Source organism: Erythrobacter sp. F6033 (assembly GCF_023016005.1).
Taxonomy (GTDB): Bacteria; Pseudomonadota; Alphaproteobacteria; order Sphingomonadales; family Sphingomonadaceae; genus Erythrobacter.
This window is the reverse complement of sequence record NZ_JALKAZ010000001.1, coordinates 2,045,377-2,069,400: the sequence shown is the minus strand read 5'-3', so window position 1 is coordinate 2,069,400 and position 24,024 is coordinate 2,045,377. Positions and strand designations below refer to the sequence as shown.

Sequence of the window (24,024 nt, the reverse complement as noted above, 5' to 3'; positions counted from 1 at the left end):
TCAGATTACCCAGTCGAGAGCTTCGGGGTTTTGGGGGTTGAGCGTGAGATCAGGCCGAACGGTGGGGCCAACCGCGCGCACACGGTCTTTGATATGGGCAGGGCGCACGCCGGCTTCGGTGCGTTCCGCTTCGATGATGTAGGGCACGTTGACGCGGCGAAGAGCTTCTTCACGCGCGAGGATCTCTTGTCCCTGCTCACCGACATCGGCAGCGCAATCGACATAGATTGACCAGTTTTCGCCATCCCACCAGATGACGGCGCCGGATTTAAGATCGTTTCCAGTCAGGATTTTCACCGGGCTGCCTCCAAAGCTGTTTGAGTAAGCGCAACATTGTCGCGAGCGGTGACTTCACCGATCACGATCAGAGCGGGGCTTTTGATTTTTTCGTTTGTGACGAGATCGGGCAGACCGGCCAGCATCCCGCGAACCACCCGCATATCGCTACGCGCAGCGTTTTCGATCACGGCTAGTGGCATGTCCGGCGCAAGGCCGTCTGCCATCAGCTTCTCGGCAATCTGCGGTGCGGTTTTGACGCCCATATAGATCACCAGCGTCCGGCCAGCACCGGCGAGGCCAGACCAGTTCTGATCCGAGAGACCTTTGCATTGGCCCGCGACAAAGCTGACGATGCTGGAAGCGTCGCGATGGGTGAGAGCAATCTGGGTCGCCGCTGCCGCGCCGTTGGCTGCGGAAATGCCTGGCACAATCTCCACGTTAACACCGGCGGCTTTGGCATCTTCTGCCTCTTCACCGCCGCGACCGAAGATCAGCGGGTCGCCGCCCTTGAGGCGCACAACATCGCGTCCGGCGAGAGCTTCTCGAACCAACAGGGCGTTAATCTCTTCCTGTGGCAGCGTGTGCTTCGAGCGCTGCTTTGCGACAGAGATTAGGCGAGCGGTTGGGCGAGCCATCGCGAGTATCTCGCGGCTGACGAGACCATCATGGACGATCGTCTCGGCTTGCTCGATCAATCGAGCGGCTCGTAGCGTCAAAAGGTCGGGATCACCCGGCCCTGCGCCAACGAGAAATATTGTTCCGGTGTTTTCCATGGGGCCGAGATGATCGACCCATCGCCCATTCGCCAGTGAGAATGGGTTTGCGCGTGCTAAGGAAAGCTTTTGCGGTCTATTTCTTCGCGCTGGTTTGAGCGGACATGGCTTCAATCAAACGATCGATCTGATCGCTTGAGCGAAGGTTCAAATCGCGCTGCGGGAACGGGATTTCGATATTGTTTTCCTTAAACAGCTCCCAAATCCGCATATATACGTCGGAGCGGATATTCGCGAGGCCTTCCTCGGGGTCCTGTATCCAGAAACGCAAATCGAAATCGACGGACGAATCCCCAAAGCCCATAAGATTTACGCGGGGCTTTGGCCGCTCAAGAACGCGCGGCGTGTCGTCTACGGCTTGATAAAGCAGCTTCGTGACAAGATGGAGGTCACTGCCATAAGACACACCGACTGGGGTTTTTACCCGGACATCACGCGAGGAATAGGACCAGTTGACCACCTGATTGATCATCAGATTTTCGTTCGGGATCAAATGCTCGGTCTGATCGCGAGTAATAACGGAAATGGCGCGGATGCCGATCTTACGGATTTGCCCGATCGCTTCGTTACCCGCCTGATCGGTTACAGAGATAACATCGCCTGGCTTGATCGACTTGTCGAGCAACAGCAGGATGCCTGAAATCAGGTTGCCGAAGGTTTTCTGCAAACCAAAACCAATGGCCAGACCAAACGCACCGCCGAAAAAGGCCAGCGCGGTCAGATCGATACCGAGCATGTCGATCCCGATCAGGAACGCGAGCGCCCAGATCGCAACCGTGCTCAGCTTTTCAGCGAGCAGTTTCTGCGTGCTGTCAAACCGCGTAATTTTCCTGATCAAGCCGCGGCTGAGGCGCGTCGCCACCCAGGCGAGGGTGATAACGAACAGGATAACCCCGATAACGAGCAGCACATCGAGCAGCGAAATCCGCATATTGCCAATTTCGAAAGCAAAATCCTGAAACGACTGCAGCACAGCGCCTGCCGTTTCGCTCTTCTCGCCTACACCTTCTACGATGTTCTGGGAGGCCTCGATTGCCTCGACCGGCTCTTCCGGTGTCGGCTCCGGTTCGGGCGTTGCCGCTGTTTCCTCCGCAGGAGTTCCCTCCGCGCCAGTTTCGCCTTCGGCAGAAGGGTCGGTCGTCTCGGTCACATCAGCGGGCAACGAGGCAGAAGCGGTCATCAATCATCCAATTTTTCAAGCGCCTGTGCGAGGTCGGCAATCAGGTCATCTGTGTCTTCGAGGCCGATGGATAGGCGAATGGCAGGTTTAACGCCAGTATCGCTCGCGGGCTTTGTCGGTGACGCCATGGCGGCGCGGTGATCAAGCGGAAAAATCGGAAGTGCGAGGCTTTCAAACCCACCCCAGCTGTATCCAATACCGAACAGCTCCAGCGCATCGGCCAGTTTCCCGCTAGCGTCAGGATCGCTTGAAGCCAGAACAAAGCTGAAGAGGCCGCAACCGCCAGTAAAGTCGCGCTTCCATAGTGGATTCCCTGGATCGTTCGTCAGCATCGGGCACATCACCTGCGCTACTTGCGGCTGATCGCAGAGCCATTCGGCGACGCGGATGGCGCTGGTGGTCGATTTTTCGAGCCGGATTGCCATCGTGCGGAGCCCGCGCGCGGCAAGCGCCGCATCATCGGGCGAAACGACCTGACCGAGTTCCTGGGACGTGCGGCGCAAGGCGCGATACCACCGCTCTCCGGCGCTGACACTGCCCATCATCAAGTCCGAATGCCCGCCCACATGTTTGGAAAGGCTCATCATCGCGATATCGCAGCCATGATCCAGCGCGGCGAAACCGAGCGAACTTGCCCACGTATTATCGATCAAACTGACCGCGCCGTTTTCTCGTGCAATCGCGGCCAGAGCAGGCACGTCGCTGACTTCCATGGTCAGACTACCGGGGCTTTCCAGCCACACGGCTTTAACCGGCTCATCGAACAAGTGTCGATAGGTATCGAGGTCAAGCGGATCGAAGAAGGTGTGAGCAATGCCAAGGCGTTTCAGCAACCCGGTCGCCATACTTCGTGAGGGATCATAGGCGTTGTCGCTCATCAATAAGCGGTCACCCGGTTTCAGAACCGCGAGCAGGGAGCCAGCAATTGCCGCAACCCCGCTTGGATAGAGCACTGTGCCGTGTGCGCCGGGCTCAATCTGCGTCAGAGCCTCGGCGAGAGACCACTGCGTCGGCGCGCCCCGGCGGCCATAAAAGAACCCGCCGTCGGCATTGGTTTTGTTTGCCGCTTTTCGGTCGGATTCTTTCTTATAGAGATGGGTTGAGGCCCGCCAGACGGGTGTGTTGACCACAGGCCCGGTCCATTCCTCGCGTCTCCCGGCATTGGTGACGCGCGTTGCAGGGCGCATATCTTTCGGGTCCTTACCGCTCATTGCGGACCCTGTTGTTTCGGTGTTGCCGGATCGGCTGACCATTCGGCCCAGCTGCCATCGTACAAGGCTATGTCGTATTTACCGATGAGGTGCAGTGCGAAGAGGAGAACGCTCGCCGTCACTCCGCTTCCGCACGATGTAACGATTGGCTTTGATAGATCGATGCCTGCCCCCTCAAATGCCGTGCGAAGATCATCAGCTGATTTGTAGGTTCCGTCTCCATTGAAGGCTTGGCCGAAGGGCAGATTGCATGAGCCGGGTATGCGCCCATTTTCGCCGCCATGAACGGGATCAATACCATTGCCAAACACACGGTCTGCGGCGCGTGCATCAAGAACCTGTTCTTCCTTGCTTTCAAGATTGGCCAAAATGTCCGCTTTGAAGCGGAGACCCTGGGCTTCTGCGAGCGTACCGACAGCAGCGGCTGCAAACTCTGCTTGACCGGTTTCTAAAGCACGCCCTTCGCCGCGCCATTTCGCTAGGCCTCCATCAAGTATCGCCACGTTTTCGATCCCATGGGCGATCAACATGAACCATGCGCGTGCCGCAGTTTTGACCGCACTGTCATCGTAGAGGACAATCCTGTGGTCCATTTGCACGCCAAGGCGCGCGAGCTGCTGAGCCAATTGAGCGGCATTTGGCAGCGCCTGTGGGACGGGTGAAGCGGTGTCTGTCAGATTGGCGAGATCAAGAAATCGGGAGCCGGGGATATGGTCGGCTTCAAATTCTGCAATCGGATCGCGGTTGGCTGCGGGCAGATGCCGCGACGCATCAAGGATAATCAGATCAGGTGCGTCGAGGTTTGCGGCGAGCCATTCGGTCGAGACGAGGCTGTTGATGTGTTCGCTCATGCCAAGCGGAGTAGCGCGGCCTGAACTCCGCGCCAAGGGAGGTTTCGCTTAGGCGGTCTGTTTTACAGCCGCGTCCTTGATCTCGTTTGCGCGCAAACCCCGCACTCCGCCCGGAGGCGTATCGAGCGGGATGGGATGAAGACGCGTTGAACTGGCCGCACTTGGTAGGCCGAGCACAAATTTGTGAGCCTTGGTGTCTTGGTCAGCTGCTTTTACGCTCATTTCGATCAGCGGGATGAACAATGGCTTTGCGCCTTGCCGTAACGGGCTGATCTCACTCAGCGGCATCTGCAATGTGCCGCTTACCGTGCGACTTTGGTTGGGGCCGATGCGTTCGATTTCCTGCGCGGGTTTGTCGTCAATGGAGGCGGGCATGCTCGCCGAGCGTTTCGCGCATACCAAACGCGCACTGATTGATAGATCGCGCAGCGCCTGATCAGCGCGGTTTGCGATATTGAGCCGGTATTCGACTGTGAACATCATCATACTGCGTGAAGCACTCGCGATGTTCAGCTCAAGCGCCATTTTCGGCGCTATTCCAGCAGCAGGTGGTATCGGTGCCGTAGGCGTCGGAGCTGGCTCGATCGGGGCACTTGGTTTGCGGACGTAAGCGGCAAGTTTAGGCGCTGCGAGCAATTCTGGAGAGCCGACATCACCACGGTTACGGGGCCAGAACCACCAGCCGATCCCTCCCAAGAGCGCTATAAGAGCCGCTAGCGCGCCAAACATTTGCGGCGACCCGAACCAGCCGCCTGTACCGATTGTGCTCTGATTTGTGCTGCTCGCGGCAGCAGCAGCCGGACCAGCGGGATCAATCCGCTCACTTGGAGAAAGGCTATTGTCATCGAAGCCTGGCTGCGCGTCTTCGGCAGGGTCTGGGCTGGCGGTTTGATCGGTTTGTATTTGGGGGGAAGGCGAACTCACCACCGTCGGCGGCGTTCGTGTTTGAGCCTGCGTTCGGATAGTAGGATCAGATGCGGTCCGCTCGGCCGGAGCTGTATTCTCTGTTGCAACTTCTGGAGTTGATGTTGCTGCGTCCGGCGATGGAGCTGTTTCGGTCGGCGAAGGAGTCGGGGGTGCTGCCTCCGTAGGAGTTGCCACTGGCGGCTGGATACGCCGGGGCCCAATTGGCACACCGCTGCGCACATCCACTGGACCCTGCGGCGCTCCCGTTGGCGTCGCCGTCGGAGTGGGATCGGGCAGAGAGAACTCGGGTGGGCTTTCCTGAGCGGAAAGCGTCGTCGCCAATGCCGTTGACGTAGCAAGGGCTAGCGCAGCTGACCACAAAAGTGGTGCTCTGGAAAACAAAGGTGAACGTGTCGGAGCGCGCATGGTGCGGGTCTTGTACAATCGGCTACATTAACGGTCGGCCTACGGGGTCTGGCCGGAGCCCGACATAGATATTGCTGCGCGACAGTCCAGTTCCCCGCTTGCGTATCCTGCACTTTCGCGGCAACAGCGCGGCATGGAAAGCACACCCGAAAACGACCCCAAGCCAGCATTTCTCGGCAAAGACACGCCGCTTCCCCGATCACCGGAAGAGGCGCAACTCGATTACGTGCCCAATCCGCGCAAAGGATCAATGTATCTGGTCCGCTTTTCGGCGCCCGAATTTACCTCGCTTTGTCCGGTCACCGACCAGCCCGATTTTGCGCATCTGGTCATCGACTACGCACCGAACGAGACGATAGTTGAGTCGAAAAGCCTCAAGCTGTTTCTTGGCAGCTTCCGCAATCACAATGGTTTCCATGAAGACGTGACGGTTGGGATTGGTCAGAGGCTCGCTGAGGAAATGAAGCCGCACTGGCTTCGCATCGGCGGATATTGGTATCCGCGTGGCGGCATTCCGATTGACGTGTTCTGGCAAACAGGCGCTCCGCCCGCCGATCTTTGGGTGCCTGATCAAGGCGTAGCCAGCTATCGCGGGCGTGGTTAGTCAGGGCTAGCGACGCGCTTTCATAATCGCTTTGTTGCGGGCTTCGACAGCGCGGAAGGCTTTGAACACTGGATAGCTTTCATCCACGCGCCCTTCATGGCCAAGCATCCAAAGCTGTTCGTAAAACCAGTAAATGCCCGCAAAGCCGTTGAGCGCCTTCATCATTTGCAGGCGTTTCAGAAAGCCAAGCCAGCTTGGGATCAAATCAAGATTGTCCTCATAGCGCGGAAGGGCGTCTAGCCCGTCCATCAACTGTTGTGGAGCATCCGTTTTCAGGCACATCGGGCGGCCCAATCCGATCACATCGGCGGCCCCCATGTCCAACGCTTGCTCCATCGCTGCGCGGCTGCGGAAACCGCCGGTCACCATCAGCGGGACGTTCACTTCGGCCTGCATAGCCTTGGCAAAGTCAACAAAGTAGGCCTCGCGAGCGGCAGTCGAAGGGGCGACATTCTGAACCTCTTCTTCCTCCATTCCCTCAACGCCCATCAATTTGGGTTGTTCATAGGTGCCGCCTGAAATTTCGATCAGGTCGACAGAGGCGGCCTCAAGCCATTTCACCACAGCTATGCTGTCTTCAAACGCGAAACCACCCTTCTGGAAGTCGGCGCTGTTCAATTTAACAGAGATCGGGAAATCTGCTCCGACAGCAATGCGAACTGCGGAAACGGCCTCAAGCAGGAAACGCGCACGATTTTCCAGACTTCCGCCATATTCATCGGTTCGAAGGTTAACTCGCGGGCTGAGGAATTGTGAGATCAGATAGCCATGTGCACCGTGGACTTGCACGCCGGTAAATCCCGCGTCTTTGCAAGCCTTCGCTGCGATTGCCCAGCGGTTCACCAGATCGGCAATTTCTTCTTTCGTAAGCGGTGTGGGCTTCCCAAACTGCCCGCCAGGCAAAGCCAAAGCCACATCGGATGATGATTTGGGATTCGGGTTCACCAGCTTCTGCGTTTGTCGCCCGCCATGGCTGATCTGCGCCCACAAATGGTTGCCGGCGCGCGTGCCTGCTTTGGCCCAACTCGCAAGCCGCTCGGCCATGTCGGCGTGTGGCTCGCGGTCGATCACGACATTTCCCGGCCGCTCGAGGTGATCCTTGTCGATGATGATATTGCCGGTCAGCAACATACCCGCGCCGCCATCGGCCCAAATGCCGTAAAGCCGCTCAAGTTCGGGAGTTGGGCGACCGTCAGGTGTGGCCAACCCCTCTGTCATCGCGCCCTTGGCGATACGATTGGGCATTACGGCCCCGCACGGAAGTGTCAGCGGGGTATTCAGTTCGGTGCCCATCTCGCGCTCCAGTTAAGTCGTCATTTGCAACTTAACTAGCGTATGGCAGAAGATTAGACAAACCAGCTAGTGGCGGGAGCAACTATGGAGTGGGAAAATAGAAATGGTGCCGGCTACACGATTCGAACGCGTGGCCTGATGATTACAAATCAACTGCTCTACCAACTGAGCTAAGCCGGCCCATTTCTGATCGCCTCTTTCGAAGCGGAGCCGTCCTCTAGTCGAAAGCTTCGATCCCCTCAAGAGGCAATTATCAGTCTGGCGCAATGCGTGTGCCGACAAGGTTTGGCGTTTCGTCGATGATCGGCAATTGAAGCTTGCGCCCAGATCATCATCCGCCCAAGAACAGAAGCGTTACAGGGACGAATTATGAACGACAGCGCGCATAAACAAATGGTGTTTGAAGCAAACCGTAAGTCGGTGGGCATTGCCTATCTGCTTTGGTTCTTCCTTGGCTTTTTCGGAGTTCACCGGTTTTACGCTGGTTCAACCAAGACAGGTATTGCGCAGCTGGTATTGGCGCTTTCGGTGATCGGGTGGCTGGTTCTTATCCCATGGTTGCTTGCCGATCTGGTGTTGATTCCTGGCCTGATCCGTGATGAAAACATGAAGACCATCAACATGTTATCACATGGCTCACCCGAAGCCCCTGTGCCTGCAGCCCCCAAAGTCCAGACACAGGCTGATCGCAAACGCGAGGCGATGCTCGAAGATTTGCGCACGACTGGATATCGGAAAGACCGGCGCGATACCTCGAACCTTTATCGGTAGCTATTTCTTGACCCGCCAGTCTTTTCGGTAGGTCGATTCCTCGGTGTGTTTGCGTGTGCTGGCCGATTGTTGCTCGGCAAGTTCATCTTCGGTTGAACCCCGCGCGGTGTGGCCTTTGATCAAGGTGCCGCGTTTGATCGGGATAACTTGAACCATCGGAGATCCAGCCGACAGTCTGAAATCACCCGGTCCACCTGTCCAAATAAACGGGAAATTGATCGTCGTGTCGAAACGGTCGCAATCTACGAGTCCGGAAAAGCAGTAAAATGGCAGCTCCGGCCGATTGGCAAGCGGCTGAAACAACAGAGAATAGCCATCCGGAACTTTGATCCGCCACGGATTGACGAATTTCAGAGGCATGACTTGCGAAAATGGCGGCTCGGGCGCGCCCAATTGTTGCGGCATGTGCGTTTCAAGCGGAGCAAACGCACAATGATCGCTCCAGCCCATCGCGATATTCATTTCATCATCGGGCACGCGCAATTGAACATCGTAAGGCAGCGGAATGACGAAGCCGAGCGAGAACGCATCGGTCATAGGCAGGCATGCCTTCGCGGTGAGACCGGGCAAACCCTCCGCATCCAGCATGTCCATTTCGGGCTTTAACTTGCGAAACCAGTCCGGGGCAAAGCGTATCGCGCGTTCCGGCTGTGGAATTGTCCCCGCCAGCGCCGGATCACACAGAAATTCGATTTGCGGCTCTGTGGAGGATGCGGGTTGGTGCGTCGGTGAACCCGAGCCTTCAAAGCCAAAACTGATAGAAAAATCGCTCATGGTGAGCAGGTTGTCTTAGAGCGCGCCGAAGGTCCAGCCTTCAGTGTAAGCGATTTCGGCTGTTAGGCACTTGGGTTCCCATCTGCGCTTTTCTGGTGCGACTTTCCGCAGCCATGCTGCCGTTAGCAATGCGTCCGAGGAGTGATCGTCGATTTCTCCGGTTCGGTCGATTGCGGGACAATCCAGCGCTGACAATGCCGCGTTGAGGTCTGCGTAAGTTAGCAATTTGGTTCGTGCGCCCAACGCTGCGGTCTCTTTGGAAGCGAGTCCGGTGTAAATTTCCACGAGCATCGATCCGCCTTTGGTGATTCGTTTGTCGGGGATCGGGTCCATCGGCCATACTGGCAATTGACCGCGCAACTGATGCAGCATTCTCATCCCGGTCAGCGAGCTCTTGCCGACTTGCGCAGCGCCGACGAGGTTGAAATTGCTTACGGGGCGGCATTTTTGCGCCCGCTGCGCGGTCTCTGCTTCGCGAAAACGACCTTCTCGTGTGACCGCACCATGCAGCAGGAATCGGTCACCCAGATGGTCTTTCCCATGCCGGAAATATCGCGAGGCGTCGGGATGGGTGACAAAGCTATTCGCGCCCAAATGCGGATCATTGTCGCAAATCGCGTCTATCATCGCCCAGAGCCGTTTCGCACTCTTGGGGCTTCTATCCCAGCCGGGGAAGAAGGCCCCTGCATCATTGAACGGCAGGCTGATCCCCAAGTCTATGCCGACCAGAGAGTTGGCGGGTAGATCACTCCGCAGGATTTCCATCACTTCGGGGCGGGAAAAACCGCGTGTCGGCGGATCGACCAGTACTGGCGGACCGCCTTTGACATCGGCAATGGCAATCGCGATGCCTTTGTGCCGTTCGCCCTTGGCACCGGACCAATCGATGGCGACAAAGTGATCCCAATCGCGCATCACGATGGAGAGCAATCCTTACCAGCACGGATTTTCCAGCCATCGCGAGCGCGCGATACGTATCGGTCGCGCTGGTACTGCGCCAAATTTCTCCAATCCTCAATCCGATCATAAGGAATGCCGGAGAGATGCAAGCAGCCGTCATTCTCCCACTTGTCGATGCGCCAATCAGCCATTGTTGGCAGGTTGGTATCGACATGTATGGGCGTCATGCCGCCAGCGTAGGTGCGCCAGACTGCGAAGCCTTCCAATCCGCCCCATCCCGCATCCGAGAATTGCACTGCGGCAAAGTATCCTCCCAATGGCGAGAACACCGGCTTGGCCCCGGTATCGGTGCTACTACCGGTGCCCGCTGTATCGATCAGCATATAGCCGCCGGCCTCGTATCCGTGCCATTCGTACCCTAAGAAGCGTTCGTTCAATCTCTCAAATTTGTCCGTATGAAGTGCCCATGCGGTTTCGACGCAATGAACTGCGTTGAGCTGGGTTTTTACGGCCAGCCAGTACATCGACATATCGGCAAATTCTGCCCATTCATCAGGCAAAATAAGCGCGGTCTCGCGGTCAGGCTGTGCATCGTCCAGGATGGGTCTATCGGGACATTCTGTGCTTGCGTCTGGGCGCGTTTGCGGCACCTCTTGCGCACCTAGGGGAGCCACCGAGGCAAGGCTTGCAACGGCGGCTGCGATCATCACCCCTGCAATTCGGCGCGTTTTTTCGCCCACCATTCCATTCTCTCCTTCACCTTACGCTCAAAACCGCGTTCTACAGGCGTATAGTATTCCTGAGGCTCCATGCCATCTGGCCAGTAATTGTCGCCTGAAAAGCCGTCTTCGGAATTGTGGTCGTATGAATACCCTTCGCCGTATCCAATGTCTTTCATAAGCTTGGTCGGCGCGTTGAGGATATTGGCGGGCGGCATCAGGCTACCGGTTTCCCTGGCCGCGCGGAAAGAAGCCTTTTGCGCATTGTAAGCGGCGTTCGATTTGGGAGCGGTCGCAAGATAGAGGCACGCCTGAACAATCGCGACTTCGCCTTCGGGGCTGCCAAGAAATTCGTAAGCTTGTTTTGCCGCTAGGCATTGGGTGAGGGCGTTCGGGTCGGCGAGACCGATATCCTCGCTGGCAAAGCGGACCAAGCGGCGCAGGACATAAAGAGGCTCTTCGCCTGCCGTCAGCATCCGCGCCATGTAGTAAAGCGCCGCCTGCGGATCGGAGCCTCGCAGCGATTTATGCAGCGCGCTGATCAGATTGTAATGTCCGTCGCGATCCTTGTCATAGACAGCGACCCGCCGTTGAAGAAAAGCGCCGAGCGCGGCGGGATCAAGCGGTTCCGGGATGGCCGCGTTGTACAGCGTTTCTGCCTGACCCAGCAGGAACCGGCCATCGCCATCCGCGCTGGCGATCAAAGCGGCTCTTGCATCGTTGGCTAAGGGAAGGGGGCCTTCCAATTGTTCGGCGCGTGCAAGCAAAGCTTCGAGCGCGGCATGATCGAGGCGCTCCAGAATTAGGACTTGCGCGCGGCTAAGCAGAGCGGCGTTCAAAGCAAAGCTGGGATTTTCGGTTGTCGCGCCGATCAATGTGACGGTGCCGCGCTCAACAAATGGCAGAAACCCGTCTTGCTGCGCGCGGTTGAATCGGTGGATTTCGTCTACGAATAAAAGCGTGCGTTGGCCCGCTCCCGCCATCTTTTCCGCTTCGGCAAAAGCTTTCTTCAGATCGGCCACGCCGGAGAACACCGCGCTGATCGAGGTGAAGCGCATACCGACTTCATCGGCTAGCAATCGGGCGATGCTGGTTTTACCAGTGCCCGGCGGTCCCCAAAGGATTATGCTCGACAGTTTGCCCGCTGCAACCATTCGGCCAATCGCGCCTTCCGGGCCGGTCAGATGATCCTGCCCGATGATTTCAGAAAGCGCGCGCGGACGCAGGCGATCAGCCAGCGGCGCATCTTCACGCGGTTCATCGCGCTGCGCAGGTGCGGGGTCATTTCCAAACAAGTCAGCCATTCATCGTCCGAAATAGGACGCTCGTCGGAAAAAGCCATGCACCTCTTGTAACGACAGCTCTAAGATATATCTTCAACCTATCAAAACGTATCTGGAGCAATAGATAATGACCTGGCAGAAATATGGAAAAGGCGGCTGGAACAATCTCGGCCCGATGATTGCGATGATGGCGGCATCTGCCGCAAGCGATTGGGACAGCGGTGAACGCCGCCAGAGCCGGGGTCGCAATTGGCAAGACGGCCCGCGCCGCAGCAAGCGCCGTGGCCGCATGTTCGGGTCCGGTGAATTGCGCCTCGCATTGCTTGCGCTGATCAATGAAGAACCGCGCCATGGCTATGAACTGATCCGGGCCATCGAAGACATGACAGGTGGCGCTTATGCGCCAAGCCCGGGTGCCGTTTATCCGACGCTGCAAATGCTTGAAGAAGAGGGCCAGATCAAACAGGCCAAGCCCAAGGGCAAAGGCAAGGATGAGGACGTCAGTAGCAAGAAACCGTTCAAGGCGACCAAAACCGGTGTTGCTGAGTTGGAAGAGCGCAGCGACGAGGTCGATCAGCTGATGGGCCGCATTTCCGAGCACGGCGACCGCGCCGAACGTGTGAAAGAGAAATCCCCCGACCTCTTCCGTGCGATGGGCAACCTCGCCAATGTGCTGAAAAACCGCGCAAGCAACGGCAAGCTCGACAAAGCGGCCATTGATGAAATTGTCGACATTATCGACGAGGTCGCCAAGCGCATTGAGCGCATGTAGCCAAACAACACACTGATGCTGAAGGCGCGGCAATCCTTAACGGGTTTGCCGCGCCTTTATCGTTTCACTATCTTCACTCGTATGGATCGGGTCGCACCGTCTTGGGAGGGATAGAATGAACGAGCTTGGACAGGCGAAAACGCCTTGGCATTTGTGGGTGGTGGGAATCATCGCAACAATCTGGAACGCTGGCGGAGTTGCAAGCTACCTCGCCACCGAAACTGGCAATCTCGATGCGATGGGGATGACCCCTGAGCAGATCGCTTACTTTTCCAGTTTCCCGGCATGGGCCGTTGCCTTTTGGGCGCTCGGTGTTTGGGGATGCTTTTTGGGCTCAATCGCCTTGCTGCTGCGCCGAAAGTTCGCGGTTTGGTTGTTTGGTATCTCGATCATCGGATTGCTCGGCACGACATATTACGAACGCGCCGCTGCCGACATCCCGGAATCGATGCAAACCCATGGTCAGCTTTGGTTCGCTGTTGCAATTTGGGTGATCACCATCGCGTTGTTTTTCTACGCGTCGCGTATGGCTCGCTCGGGCGTGCTCAAATAGTCCGCTATGAGGAGGCGGTTTCGACCGCCTCTTTTGCCTGCAGCGCGCGGCGGTCTTCCACAAGGCGAATATAGGTGTCCGCCACAACCTGATTGATAGCTTCCCAGCTAAACTCTCGGCTGCGCTCTTCTCCAGCCGCGCCGTGGGACATGCGCAGTGCCGGATCGGTGCAATACGGGGCGATGGCTTCGGCGAAGGCGACCGCGTTGGTGTCTTTGTCCTTGGTCGGCGGCACAAGCTGGCCTGTAACGCCGTGATTGACGAGGCTGGCCGCGCCGGTCGCTCCGGCTGCGACAACAGGCAGGCCGCAGGCCATCGCTTCCAATGTGACATTGCCGAATGTTTCGGTGATTGACGGGTTGAAGAAAATGTCGCCGCTTGCCAGCGCCTGACCCAGATCAGGGCCTGTCTTAAAGCCTGCAAAAATCCCGCCGGGTAGGTTCGTTTCAAACCATTCGCGCGCCGGACCATCACCGATCACGAGGACTTTGTGAGGAACCTGTCGCTTGCGCAATTGGACGATAGTTTCGGCAAAGACGTCCAATCCCTTTTCCATGACCAGACGGCCAAGGAAGACAATCGCGACATCATCATCGGCCAAGCCGAGCGAGCGACGCCATTCCAGATCGCGTTTTTCGGACGAAAAGACAGAGCGTTCAACGCCCCGGCTCCATAGACCGATATCGTCATGCATCTTCTGTTCCAGAAGCTCTTCGATCATGCTGTCGGATGGCGCAACCAAGGCGTCGCATCTATTGTAGAACCTTTTGAGCAATTTCACGACCAGCGGCTCGAGAAAGCCGAGCTTGTAATAGCGCGGATAGGTTTCAAACCGGGTGTGAACGGAAGCCAGGACGGGAATGTCGTGATCTTGCGCCCAACGCAGCGCGGCGTGGCTGGCGGGGTCTGGTGAAGACAGGTGGACGATGTTTGGCGCGAACTTTTCCAGATCGCGCCTCACTTTGCGACCGAGGCCTGTCGGGATGCGATATTCACCGCGGCCGAATGGCACGCCTGCGGATGGCACACCGATCAAATCGCCCGTCGGTTCAAACGCTGGTTCATCCACCGTAGGCGAATAGACGCGTACTTGCGCACCTTTGGCCAGCAACGACCCTACAAGCCGATTGAGAGCCTGATTCGCCCCGTCGCGGGTGTAATTATAGTTGCCGCTAAACAGGGCAATGCGCAGATCGGATGTTTCCATATCGCGCCCCGTTTAGGCGAGCCGTGCGCGATTTGCGAGAGGGCACGGGAAAAAGCTCTTTCGGTTGATCAAACCCATTTCGGGCGTTGACTCTCAAACCTGCATCTTTAGTGCGGCCAGTGGGCCACGCGGTCCCAACGCCGCGCGAGCTCTCTGTAAGGAGAGAATATCAATGACTAACGTACCTGCCGAGCCGGCAGTAAAGCCGGCACGTCCTCAATTTTCATCCGGCCCGACTGTTAAGTTTCCCGGATGGTCCCTCGACAAAATCAAAACTGAATCGCTTGGGCGTTCGCATCGTTCAAAGCTCGCAAAAGGCCGGCTGAAATACGCGATTGACCTGACGCGTGAGCTGCTGGGTGTGCCGGACGATTACCTTGTTGGCATCATGCCAGCATCGGACACGGGCGCTCTCGAAGCGGCGATGTGGACGATGCTTGATCCTGCGCGCCCGGCAACGGTCGCAGCGTGGGAAAGCTTTGGCAATGTGTGGATTCAGGATGCGGTGAAGCAGCTCAAACTGCCGAACCTGCAAACGCTTTCCGCCGATTATGGCGAAATTCCCGACCTTTCGACCATCCCGCAGCGCAATGATGTTGTGTTCACATGGAATGGCACGACTTCGGGCGCGATGATCCCGAACACGGACTGGCTTGAGCCGGGCCGTGAGGGCATCACGATCAACGATGCGACCAGCGCCATCTTCGCCATGGAGATGGACTGGGCGAAGCTCGATGCGACGACCTTCAGCTGGCAAAAAGTGATGGGCAGCGAAGCTCAGCACGGCATGCTGATCCTCTCACCCAAGGCGGTGGAGCGGATCGAAAGCTACGATCCGGCATGGCCTCTGCCCAAGCTGTTCCGCATGAAAAAGGGCGACAAGCTCAATCGCGGTATCTTTGAAGGCGCGACAATCAACACGCCTTCGTTGCTGGCGACCGAAGATTATATCGCTGCGCTTGAATGGGCGAAATCGATTGGCGGGCGTCAGGCGATGTTTGACCGCGCCAATGCCAATGCGAACATCGTGAAGGACTGGATCGAGGCGACACCGTGGCTGCGCAATATGGCGTCGGACCCGGCGCTGCGCACCAATACCGGTGTTTGCATGGTGTTTCAGGGTGAGTGGTATGAAAGCCTCTCGGTTGAAGATCAGGCCGCCGTCCCGAAGAAAATCGTCGCGATGCTTGAAGAGCGGGATGTCGGCTATGACTTCAACGGTTATCGAGACGCCCCGCCATCGCTGCGCATCTGGTGCGGCGGCACTCTGGAGCAGGAGGACATTAAGCGCCTCTTGCCGTGGATCGAGTGGGCTTACGAGACCGTCAAGAACGGCTGATTGGTGCGCGGTCCGGCATGTTCGGGCCGCTGCCTCCCCTGTTAATTGAGATTTACAGACCGCGACGCCTGAAAGGGCGCGCGGCTGGCCAAAGGAAAACCCAATGACCAAACCCAAAGTGCTCATCTCTGACAAGATGGACCCGAATGCAGCGCGCATTTTTGAAGAGCGCGGCTGTGATGTTGATGTGATTACCGGTGAAAGCCCGGAAGAATTGAAGGCGCGCATCGGCGAGTATCACGGCCTTGCGATCCGTTCTTCGACCACTGTGACACCAGAAATTCTGGATGCGGCGACGAACCTGAAAGTGATTGGCCGTGCTGGCATCGGGGTCGACAATGTCGATATTCCCTATGCCAGCGGCAAAGGCGTTGTCGTGATGAATACGCCGTTCGGCAACTCGATCACTACGGCTGAACATGCCATCGCGATGACGATGGCGCTGGCCCGCATGATCCCTGCTGCCAATGCGCGCACGCAAAGCGGCGAATGGCCCAAGAAAGACTTCATGGGCATCGAAGTGACCGGCAAAACGCTCGGCCTGATCGGTGCGGGCAATATCGGCGGGATCGTCGCCAGCCGTGCTCAGGGCCTGAAGATGAAAGTGATCGCTTACGATCCATTCCTGACCGAAGACCGCGCGGTGGAGTTGGGCATTGAGAAAGTCGATCTCGACAATCTCCTGTCACGCGCCGATTTCGTGTCGTTGCACACTCCGCTGACCGATCAGACGCGCAACATCCTGAGCCGTGAGCGGCTGGAAAATGCGAAACCGGGCATCCGGATCGTCAATTGCGCACGCGGTGGATTGATCGACGAAGCTGCGCTGAAAGACTGCCTGGAAAGCGGCCAGGTTGCTGGCGCGGCTCTGGACGTATTCGCTGAAGAACCGGCGAAGGAAAATCCGCTGTTCGGCGCTCCGAACTTCATCTGTACGCCACACCTGGGTGCATCGACCACTGAAGCGCAGGTCAATGTTGCGCTGCAGGTTGCCGAGCAGATGGCCGATTACCTCGTCAATGGCGGCGTCACCAACGCGCTCAACATGCCATCGCTCTCTGCCGAAGAAGCGCCGAAGCTGAAGCCCTACATGGCGCTGGCAGAGCGTCTGGGTTCGCTGGTGGGTCAGCTGGCCCATGGCAATCTGACCAAGATCAGCATCGAACGCGAAGGCGCCGCTGCACAGCTTAATGGTAAGCCGATTACGGGCGCTGTTCTGGCGGGCTTTATGCGTCGCTACTCCGACACCGTGAACATGGTCAACGCGCCATATCTCGCCAAGGAACGCGGCCTTGAAGTGAGCGAAATCCGCCATGAGCGCGACGGTGCGTTCAACACGCTGATCCGTGTGACCGTTGAAACCGAAGCCGGACCACGCTCTGTCGCGGGCACACTCTTTGGCAGTGACAAACCGCGGCTGGTCGAGATTTTCGGTATCGGTATCGAAGCCGAGCTGGATGGCCACATGCTCTACATCGTCAATGACGACAAACCGGGCTTTATTGGGCGCATCGGCTCGCTGCTCGGCGATAACGGCATCAATATTGGTACATTCAACCTCGGTCGGCGCGATGCCGGCGGGGAAGCCGTGCTGCTGTTGAGCCTCGACGAAGCGCCAACCGCCGAAACCATTGCCGAGGCCGAAAAGGTCGATGGCGTGAAGACGGTGACATCGCTCGTCTTTTAATTGACTGAAATCTGTTCGGAATGCGGGCTCGGGCTTGACCGGGGGCCGCGTTCCGGACAGGCGGATGCGCGAAATGACTGACAAAACCGATCTTTTGCCTGAAGGCCTAGAAGACCGTCTGCCTGCATCGGCGGACCGGATCACTCAGACTATGCGTGCCTGCCTCGATGTGCTGGACAGCCATGGCTATGACCGTGTGCGTCCTCCGTTGCTTGAATTTGAAGGTTCGCTGAGCCGCCGGATGCAGGGGATTTCGACGCGCTCGATGTTCCGCTTTGTCGATCCGTCGAGCTTGCGCACACTTGCTTTGCGCAGCGACATTACGCCTCAGATCGGCCGTATTGCCGCGACCAGCATGGCAGATGCCGCACGCCCACTGCGCCTCGCCTATTGTGGTGACACCGCCGTGATCCGGGCAAACCAGCTTGATCCGGCGCGTGAGCGTCTGCAATTGGGCGCCGAGCTGATCGGTGCGGATACGGCCGCTGCGGCGGGCGAGATCGTTGTTCTGGCTATCCGGGCTCTAGCGGCAGCGGGATTGAGCGGCATTTCGGTTGATTTCACGATGCCCGATCTGGTGGATACGCTTGCGGCTCAAGACGCGTCGATAACGCTTGAATCGATTGAAGCGATCCGGCGCGAACTGGATACCAAGGATGCAGGCGGCCTTAAGTCAGCAGGCGGAGAAGCCTATTTGCCACTGATCCATGCAACCGGCTCGTTTGCCGATGCGATGGCGAAGCTGCGCGATCTGGATGCGGGCGGACCGCTTGGTTCGCGGCTGGACGGGCTTGAGGCGATTGCCGCGCAGGTAGGCGATACGGCGCGCATCACGCTCGACCCGACTGAGCGCCACGGTTTTGAATATCAAAGCTGGTTCGGCTTTACCCTCTACGCCGCGAATGTTCGCGGAGCAGCGGGGCGGGGCGGCACCTACAAAATCGGCGGAAGCGACGAAGCTGCAACCGGGTTCACCCTTTACGTCGACGCGCTGGCCGACGCCGCGCCGCAAGGGGAGGTGGCTCAAACCGTGTATCTGCCAACCGGTTTCAGCGACAGCAAAGCAAAGCGCCTTCGCGCCGATGGCTGGCGCACAGTTGCGCAGCTTTCAGGCAGCGAAGACCCTAAGGCGATGGGTTGCACCCATATCCTTGAGAATGGCGAGCCAAAGCCGCTTTAGTTAAACACGCGGCGCAGAAACGCGTCGATAGCCTTCGTTTGCTGCGCTCCAGCTTCGGTTCCGATTTCTCGGTTCATGCGGCCATGATCTGTGTTCGAGATCGCGACCGCTTCGGCATTCGCTCCGGCATCGCCAAGACCTGCGACGAGCAATTCTGACTGCGATTTTGAGCGCGCACGTTCGGCGACATAGAGCGCCAACCAATTCGGAGCATCCTCGCTGCCGACATGTGCCACGGGCGACAGTGCCCGGTGGCGCTCGGTGTCTTCGCCAAAGACATTTCTATAAAGCGTTTTTGCCTGCGCATCGGCGTTAGCCAAGCTGCTGGTGATTTCATAACCAGCGCCGTCGAGCAGGATAACACCGCGAATAGCATCAAACGCGTCGCCGGCATATTGCGGATCGGTGCTGACTAGGGCGGCGAGATGCGCGCCCGCGCTGTGGCCCATCACAACGATACGATCCGGGTCGAAGCCGATGGCCGCTGCCTGACCGCGCAGTGCCTGTATCGCCGTGCCGATATCGGCCGCCTGCTGTTCGACAGGAGCATCTGGCATCAACCGGTATCCTGCCGATGCGAAATAGTAATTTGCACTCGTGAAGTGCGCGGGCTTTGATTGGACGAGCTTGTGATTGCCGAACGACCAGCCGCCACCGTGAATATGGAGCACAAGCGGCAATTCATCCACTGCACCTTCTGGCTCGAACACATCGATCTGCTGACGCTGATCATTGCCATAGATGATGGTGCGTTCAGGCCTTTTCGTTGTCTGCGCGGCGGTTTGATCGCGTCGGCCACGCTCGCCGCGGCGCTGCTGCATACGGTCGCGAAGTTCGCTCGAGCATTCGCCTGAAAGCTGGTCCGCTTTTTCCTGCAAACAGCTGCGCATTTGTGAGCGGTCCCGTCCGCATAACTCCCTGACTTCGCGCATACATTCGCGCGATGGCCGGTCGCGTTGCTGCGCCAAAATCGGGGTCGCGATTGCGGCAGTGGAGGCAAGAATTGCCAAAGCGTAGTGCATGCGTTTCATCCGCATTCTCCTTTGTCAGCCCCCGTTGAAATGCAGCTTTGCGCATAGGGGCCGTCCTGCCAAGAACATCTGCGTCGCAAATTGTAATGCCCACGGCGTCAAAGTCCGGCGAGTACAAGGCAGTCGGCATTGCTTGACAGCAGGGCTCTCGCCGCTCTAGTCCGCACCCGCATTTCGGGCCTCTTTGCCCGTCCATTTCATCCCCTACGTCGAGTCCTGTCGAAGGACGTTTGAGGATCCCCGGGCAGGGGTGAAGGAATACCCATGGCTAACGTAACTGTAATCGGTGCCCAGTGGGGCGATGAAGGCAAAGGCAAGATTGTCGATTGGCTCGCCAGCCGCGCTGACGCCGTTGTCCGGTTCCAGGGCGGACACAATGCTGGCCACACTCTGGTGATTGACGGCAACGTCTTCAAACTCAGCCTGCTGCCATCTGGCATCGTATCCGGGACAATGAGCATGATCGGTAACGGTGTTGTGCTCGATCCTTGGGCACTGCGCGACGAGGTGACCAAACTCGAAGGGCAGGGCGTCCGTATTGATGATGACAATCTCGCCGTGGCGGACAATTGTCCTCTGATCCTGCCGCTGCACCGCGATCTTGATGGTCTGCGCGAAACCGCTGCGGGCAGCGGCAAGATCGGCACCACCGGTCGCGGTATCGGCCCTGCTTATGAAGACAAAGTGGGCCGACGCGCGATCCGCGTATGCGATCTGGCGCATCTGGATGATCTGGATTCGCAGCTTGATCGCCTATGCGCGCACCATGATGCGCTGCGTGCCGGTTTTGATCAGCCACCGGTGGATCGCGAGGCTTTGCTTGCCGAACTGCGTGAAATCGCTCCGTTTGTGATGCGGTTTGCGCAGCCGGTCTGGAAGCGGCTCAAGAAAGTTCGCAAAGCGGGCGCGAAGATTCTGTTCGAAGGCGCGCAGGGAGTGTTGCTGGATGTCGATCACGGCACCTATCCCTTCGTCACCAGCTCCAACACCGTCAGCGGCACAGCGGCGGCAGGCAGCGGCCTTGGCCCCAATGCAACCGGGTTCGTGCTGGGCATTGTGAAGGCCTACACCACCCGCGTCGGTTCCGGTCCGTTCCCTACAGAGCTCAACGACGAGATCGGCCAAGGTATTGGCGAGCGCGGCCATGAATTCGGCACTGTAACCGGACGTCAGCGCCGCGTGGGTTGGTTCGATGCGGTCATTGTGCGTCAGACATGCTCGATCAGCGGCGTGACCGGTATCGCCCTTACCAAAATCGACGTTCTGGATGGTCTCGAAACCGTCAAGATCTGCACCGGATACAGGCTTAACGGCAATGTCTATGACTATTTGCCCAGCCATGCCGGTGATCAAGCGGCGGTGGAGCCGATCTACGAAGAGATGGAAGGCTGGAGCGAAAGCACTGTCGGTGCGCGCAGCTATGCCGATCTTCCGGCCAATGCGATCAAATACATCCAGCGTGTGCAGGAATTGATCGAATGTCCGGTCTCGTTGGTCTCCACAAGCCCGGAGCGTGACGATACGATCTTGATGCGCGATCCGTTCGAGGATTAAGCGCCTTTTGCAAAACGCGGTTAGCGAGTCCTTGCATGGGACATAGGCCAACAGGCGCAATTGTGCCGGGCGACCTCCCGCGCTAATCCTTTGGGCATGGAACGCGCAGTTGCCTTCTTGCTCCTGGTTACCCTTGCTGGTTGTTCTTCACCGGCGAATGAGACAGTCAACGCGCCTGTTTCTGAGCCGCGTGTTGCTGCGCGTTCCATTCCTGATTATCAGCCAAACAGGCCCGCCGCGCGGGTGCTGGCCGATTATCTGATCGTTGATAAATCAGAGCGGCTGTTGGTCGCTTATAGCAATGGTCAGCCGATCCGCGCCTATCGCGGGATACAGTTTGGCGACGCGCCGATGGGACACAAACGGTTTGAAGGGGACGAGAGGACGCCGGAAGGCATTTATACGATCGACACCCGCAACCCGCGCAGCAGCTATCATCTGAGTCTGCGTATTTCCTACCCCAATACCTATGACCGCGCCTTTGCCGCGCAATACGGACGCTCGCCGGGCGGAGATATCTTCATTCACGGTCAGCCAACAGGCTATCGCGGGCCGCCACTGCAAGGCGACTGGACCGATGGCTGTATCGCGTTGACGAATGAAGAGATCGAGGAGCTGTGGAGCATCGTGCCCGACGGCACCCCGATCGAAATCCGCCGCTAAACGCGGATCAGCTGTCTTTGTCGTTAAGCATTGCGACCTGAACCTGCAGCTTCTTCACTTCGCTCAACAAGGTCAGCATGTTCATCCGGGCGAACATCCATTCTTTCAGAAATCCCTGCATTACCAGCAAACCGATTACGGTCAGCCCCCAGCCTAACAGGATGTCGGTGCTGTCTGCCGTGACCGCGCGGTAAAAACTGTAGGCAAGGCCGATACCGATCACGATCGCGATGAAAAAGGCAAAGCGCGCCCAGCCGCCCAGCGGCCCGTGCCAGCTATCGCCGATTTGTTGGAACATGCCGCGATCTGCATCGAGGCTTGCGAGGAATTCGTGATCATCGCTGCCCAATGCCTCTGTGATTTTGACGTCTGTTGGGTTGGTGTTGCTCATGGCAAGTCTCCTTCGGTGAAGTCTGGACTAAGCGCCGCTTTCAATTTGCGACGCGCGTGGAACAGGCGGCTTTTCGCGGTGCCTGTCGGAATGGATTGGACATCTGCGATTTCCGCTAGGGTTAGGCCTTCGACAAAATACAGATGCGCGGCGAGGCGTTGATTAGGTGGCAATGTGGCAAATGCCTGTTGCAGAGCGAGGGTGTCATCCTGCGGCGCATCCTGAGTATTCTCGATCACTTGTTCCGACAGCCGATCGCGTTCTCGTATCGCGCTGCGCAGATGAGTGGCGCCGCGCCGGTGCAATATGGCGAAGGCATAGCTGCGAAACCGCGCCGGATTGCGAAGGCCCCCGATCCCTTTCCAGATGCCGATCCAGCATTCCTGCGCAAGATCGCGAGCCAGTTCGGCATCGCCGGTATAGCGATAGGCCGCACGAACAAGTCGTTTCTCCCACCTCGCATAAAGCCGATTCAACGCGCCGCGATCGCCCTGTTGCACCATCACGACGAGCAGCTCGTCGAACAATACGCCTGTTTTGGGCGGAGAAGGTCGGGCGGTTTCGTTCATCACATGGGTAGTCCGTGGATAGGCACAAATGGTTCAATTGCCCTCGTTCAAAAGATAGAAAGCAGCCCATTATCTTGACCTGATCTCTATTTGTTCTACTCTCGTTCTTCAATTTGGAGGCGATTCGATGGCGCAGGCTGAATACACCACTCAGGATTTTTCATATGATGGCGCGCGCGATGCGGCGGGCTTGCCGGCGCGTGTGGCGATTTTTGCCGATCGAGAAGTCACCCGCGCGCAGATTGCGGAGGATTTGGCCGGCGCGGGGTTCCGCTGTGCGCAAGGTGGTGCGATCTCTGACCTGCTCGAGGGGCCGCTGACGCTCCTTGGTGATGTGGTGATGGTTGATTGCCCGATGGTTGATGCAGCGGGCATGGCGGCTCTCAGCAGGCTGGATATGCGAGTTGCGCGCACCGGAGCGCAATTGATTGTCGCCACCTCTTTGAATGCACTGGACGATGTGTTTGCGGCGCTCGATCAATCAAAGCCGCAAATCCTTGTCGAACCTAGTCGTGCTGAGCGAGTCGTCGCCGTCGGTAGGGTGCTCGCCGATGTTTCGAACGAGCGTGTGCGCGAGATGGGCGAAGAGGATCGGATTGCTTTACTGCGTCTCTCGCAGCAAGTGGACGCCATTGCTCAGCAGCTTGATGAAATATCCCTTTCCAATGATAGCGAGCCTCAACGGCTTTCCGATTTCAAACAGAGTTTCCGCGGCAAGAATGAGCCGGTATCTTCGAGGCAGAGCGCGGCGCGGTTGCCGCTACCCGATCCTTCCACCGTTCGGCAGATCATTGCCAATCGTCAGGCGCGTTCGCGTTTCTTCGATGCGGAGCTTTTTGCCGATCCGGCATGGGACATGTTGCTGGACCTGACTGCGGCCCATGCAGAGCATCAACGTGTGTGCGTAACGTCACTTTGCATTGCGGCGGGTGTTCCAGCCACCACGGCGCTGCGCTGGATCAAACAATTGGTCGAAACTGGCGTGTTTGAGCGGGTGGCTGATCCTGCCGACAAGCGCCGCGCCTTTGTCGTGCTCAGCGATCAATCGCTTGAGGCGATGGCGCGATATTTCGCTGAGGTTGGTGTTGAGCACAGATTGGCTGCGTAG

General features: G+C 57.9%; 25 protein-coding genes and 1 tRNA gene. 10 read left to right on the top strand and 16 right to left on the bottom strand.

Features of this window, described 5'->3' with window-relative positions:
• From MWU39_RS09975 to MWU39_RS09950, 6 genes are all read right to left on the bottom strand, one after another.
• The gene (locus MWU39_RS09975) at window positions 1–297 is read right to left on the bottom strand and encodes a DUF2849 domain-containing protein (protein ID WP_247159838.1); all 297 of its coding nucleotides are present in this window, start codon (window positions 295–297) and stop codon (window positions 1–3) included.
• Window positions 294–1,052, bottom strand: a complete 759-nt coding sequence (gene cobA, locus MWU39_RS09970; RefSeq protein ID WP_247159837.1) for a uroporphyrinogen-III C-methyltransferase — start codon at window positions 1,050–1,052, stop codon at window positions 294–296. Before cobA ends, MWU39_RS09975 begins: the two co-directional genes overlap by 4 nt.
• Before the next feature lie 76 nt (window positions 1,053–1,128).
• Complete coding sequence (locus MWU39_RS09965) at window positions 1,129–2,232, bottom strand: mechanosensitive ion channel domain-containing protein (protein ID WP_247159836.1); 1,104 nt, start codon at window positions 2,230–2,232, stop codon at window positions 1,129–1,131.
• Complete coding sequence (gene metC / locus MWU39_RS09960) at window positions 2,232–3,443, bottom strand: cystathionine beta-lyase (RefSeq protein ID WP_247159835.1); 1,212 nt, start codon at window positions 3,441–3,443, stop codon at window positions 2,232–2,234. The genes MWU39_RS09965 and metC overlap by 1 nt, the downstream gene beginning before the upstream one ends.
• Complete coding sequence (locus MWU39_RS09955) at window positions 3,440–4,294, bottom strand: sulfurtransferase (protein ID WP_247159834.1); 855 nt, start codon at window positions 4,292–4,294, stop codon at window positions 3,440–3,442. Before MWU39_RS09955 ends, metC begins: the two co-directional genes overlap by 4 nt.
• 48 nt (window positions 4,295–4,342) lie before the next feature.
• Entirely contained in the window at window positions 4,343–5,218 is an 876-nt protein-coding gene (locus MWU39_RS09950; protein WP_247159833.1) for a hypothetical protein, read from the bottom strand.
• A gap of 541 nt (window positions 5,219–5,759) precedes the next feature.
• Here MWU39_RS09950 and queF point away from each other — a divergent pair.
• Complete coding sequence (gene queF, locus MWU39_RS09945; RefSeq protein WP_247159832.1) at window positions 5,760–6,230, top strand: preQ(1) synthase; 471 nt, start codon at window positions 5,760–5,762, stop codon at window positions 6,228–6,230.
• Between the two features lie 6 nt (window positions 6,231–6,236).
• On the opposite strand, the gene MWU39_RS09940 is transcribed toward queF, so the two are convergent.
• Window positions 6,237–7,523: an NADH:flavin oxidoreductase/NADH oxidase family protein gene (locus MWU39_RS09940; protein WP_281501100.1), complete on the bottom strand. Its 1,287-nt coding sequence runs from the start codon at window positions 7,521–7,523 to the stop codon at window positions 6,237–6,239.
• Between the two features lie 104 nt (window positions 7,524–7,627).
• Window positions 7,628–7,703: transfer RNA gene (locus MWU39_RS09935), tRNA-Thr, on the bottom strand.
• 189 nt (window positions 7,704–7,892) lie between these two features.
• Between MWU39_RS09935 and MWU39_RS09930 the strand changes: the two genes are divergently transcribed.
• Window positions 7,893–8,294 carry a TM2 domain-containing protein gene (locus MWU39_RS09930; protein WP_247159830.1) on the top strand — a complete coding sequence of 134 codons (402 nt, stop codon included), beginning with the start codon at window positions 7,893–7,895 and terminating at the stop codon, window positions 8,292–8,294.
• Here MWU39_RS09930 and MWU39_RS09925 read toward each other — a convergent pair whose 3' ends face one another.
• Genes MWU39_RS09925 through MWU39_RS09910 form a run of 4 tightly spaced genes read right to left on the bottom strand, consistent with a single transcriptional unit; the run spans window position 8,295 to window position 11,991 of the window.
• Window positions 8,295–9,068, bottom strand: a complete 774-nt coding sequence (locus MWU39_RS09925; RefSeq protein ID WP_247159829.1) for a hypothetical protein — start codon at window positions 9,066–9,068, stop codon at window positions 8,295–8,297.
• 15 nt (window positions 9,069–9,083) lie between these two features.
• On the bottom strand, window positions 9,084–9,983 hold the full coding sequence (locus MWU39_RS09920) for a hypothetical protein (RefSeq protein ID WP_247160359.1): 900 nt from the start codon (window positions 9,981–9,983) through the stop codon (window positions 9,084–9,086).
• Window positions 9,983–10,711 (bottom strand): hypothetical protein, encoded by a 729-nt coding sequence (locus MWU39_RS09915; protein ID WP_247159828.1) that lies wholly within the window; start codon window positions 10,709–10,711, stop codon window positions 9,983–9,985. The genes MWU39_RS09920 and MWU39_RS09915 overlap by 1 nt, the downstream gene beginning before the upstream one ends.
• The gene (locus MWU39_RS09910) at window positions 10,675–11,991 is read right to left on the bottom strand and encodes a replication-associated recombination protein A (protein ID WP_247159827.1); all 1,317 of its coding nucleotides are present in this window, start codon (window positions 11,989–11,991) and stop codon (window positions 10,675–10,677) included. Before MWU39_RS09910 ends, MWU39_RS09915 begins: the two co-directional genes overlap by 37 nt.
• A 106-nt stretch (window positions 11,992–12,097) precedes the next feature.
• Between MWU39_RS09910 and MWU39_RS09905 the strand changes: the two genes are divergently transcribed.
• The gene (locus MWU39_RS09905) at window positions 12,098–12,742 is read left to right on the top strand and encodes a PadR family transcriptional regulator (RefSeq protein WP_247159826.1); all 645 of its coding nucleotides are present in this window, start codon (window positions 12,098–12,100) and stop codon (window positions 12,740–12,742) included.
• Window positions 12,743–12,857: 115 nt separating this feature from the next.
• Complete coding sequence (locus MWU39_RS09900; protein ID WP_247159825.1) at window positions 12,858–13,295, top strand: hypothetical protein; 438 nt, start codon at window positions 12,858–12,860, stop codon at window positions 13,293–13,295.
• A 4-nt stretch (window positions 13,296–13,299) separates the two neighbouring features.
• On the opposite strand, the gene MWU39_RS09895 is transcribed toward MWU39_RS09900, so the two are convergent.
• On the bottom strand, window positions 13,300–14,502 hold the full coding sequence (locus tag MWU39_RS09895; RefSeq protein ID WP_247159824.1) for a glycosyltransferase family 1 protein: 1,203 nt from the start codon (window positions 14,500–14,502) through the stop codon (window positions 13,300–13,302).
• Window positions 14,503–14,674: 172 nt separating this feature from the next.
• Here MWU39_RS09895 and MWU39_RS09890 point away from each other — a divergent pair, with 172 nt between their 5' ends.
• The 3 genes from MWU39_RS09890 to MWU39_RS09880 all read left to right on the top strand — a co-directional run bounded on the left by MWU39_RS09890 (window position 14,675) and on the right by MWU39_RS09880 (window position 18,708).
• The gene (locus tag MWU39_RS09890) at window positions 14,675–15,841 is read left to right on the top strand and encodes a phosphoserine transaminase (RefSeq protein WP_247159823.1); all 1,167 of its coding nucleotides are present in this window, start codon (window positions 14,675–14,677) and stop codon (window positions 15,839–15,841) included.
• Between the two features lie 103 nt (window positions 15,842–15,944).
• Window positions 15,945–17,528 carry a phosphoglycerate dehydrogenase gene (serA, locus tag MWU39_RS09885; protein WP_247159822.1) on the top strand — a complete coding sequence of 528 codons (1,584 nt, stop codon included), beginning with the start codon at window positions 15,945–15,947 and terminating at the stop codon, window positions 17,526–17,528.
• Between the two features lie 73 nt (window positions 17,529–17,601).
• Window positions 17,602–18,708, top strand: a complete 1,107-nt coding sequence (locus tag MWU39_RS09880) for an ATP phosphoribosyltransferase regulatory subunit (RefSeq protein ID WP_247159821.1) — start codon at window positions 17,602–17,604, stop codon at window positions 18,706–18,708.
• Here MWU39_RS09880 and MWU39_RS09875 read toward each other — a convergent pair.
• Complete coding sequence (locus tag MWU39_RS09875; protein WP_247159820.1) at window positions 18,705–19,739, bottom strand: alpha/beta hydrolase; 1,035 nt, start codon at window positions 19,737–19,739, stop codon at window positions 18,705–18,707. The genes MWU39_RS09880 and MWU39_RS09875 overlap by 4 nt on opposite strands.
• A gap of 264 nt (window positions 19,740–20,003) precedes the next feature.
• On the opposite strand from MWU39_RS09875, the gene MWU39_RS09870 reads away from it, so the two are divergent.
• Together MWU39_RS09870 and MWU39_RS09865 are read left to right on the top strand one after the other, a co-directional pair.
• Window positions 20,004–21,293, top strand: coding sequence for an adenylosuccinate synthase (locus tag MWU39_RS09870; RefSeq protein WP_247159819.1), 1,290 nt, complete (start codon window positions 20,004–20,006; stop codon window positions 21,291–21,293).
• 96 nt (window positions 21,294–21,389) lie between these two features.
• Window positions 21,390–21,956: a L,D-transpeptidase family protein gene (locus MWU39_RS09865; protein ID WP_247159818.1), complete on the top strand. Its 567-nt coding sequence runs from the start codon at window positions 21,390–21,392 to the stop codon at window positions 21,954–21,956.
• Between the two features lie 7 nt (window positions 21,957–21,963).
• On the opposite strand, the gene MWU39_RS09860 is transcribed toward MWU39_RS09865, so the two are convergent.
• Window positions 21,964–22,347, bottom strand: coding sequence for a DUF6768 family protein (locus MWU39_RS09860; RefSeq protein ID WP_247159817.1), 384 nt, complete (start codon window positions 22,345–22,347; stop codon window positions 21,964–21,966).
• Window positions 22,344–22,916, bottom strand: a complete 573-nt coding sequence (locus tag MWU39_RS09855; protein ID WP_247159816.1) for an RNA polymerase sigma factor — start codon at window positions 22,914–22,916, stop codon at window positions 22,344–22,346. Before MWU39_RS09855 ends, MWU39_RS09860 begins: the two co-directional genes overlap by 4 nt.
• Before the next feature lie 127 nt (window positions 22,917–23,043).
• Between MWU39_RS09855 and MWU39_RS09850 the strand changes: the two genes are divergently transcribed.
• On the top strand, window positions 23,044–24,024 hold the full coding sequence (locus tag MWU39_RS09850) for a winged helix DNA-binding protein (protein ID WP_247159815.1): 981 nt from the start codon (window positions 23,044–23,046) through the stop codon (window positions 24,022–24,024).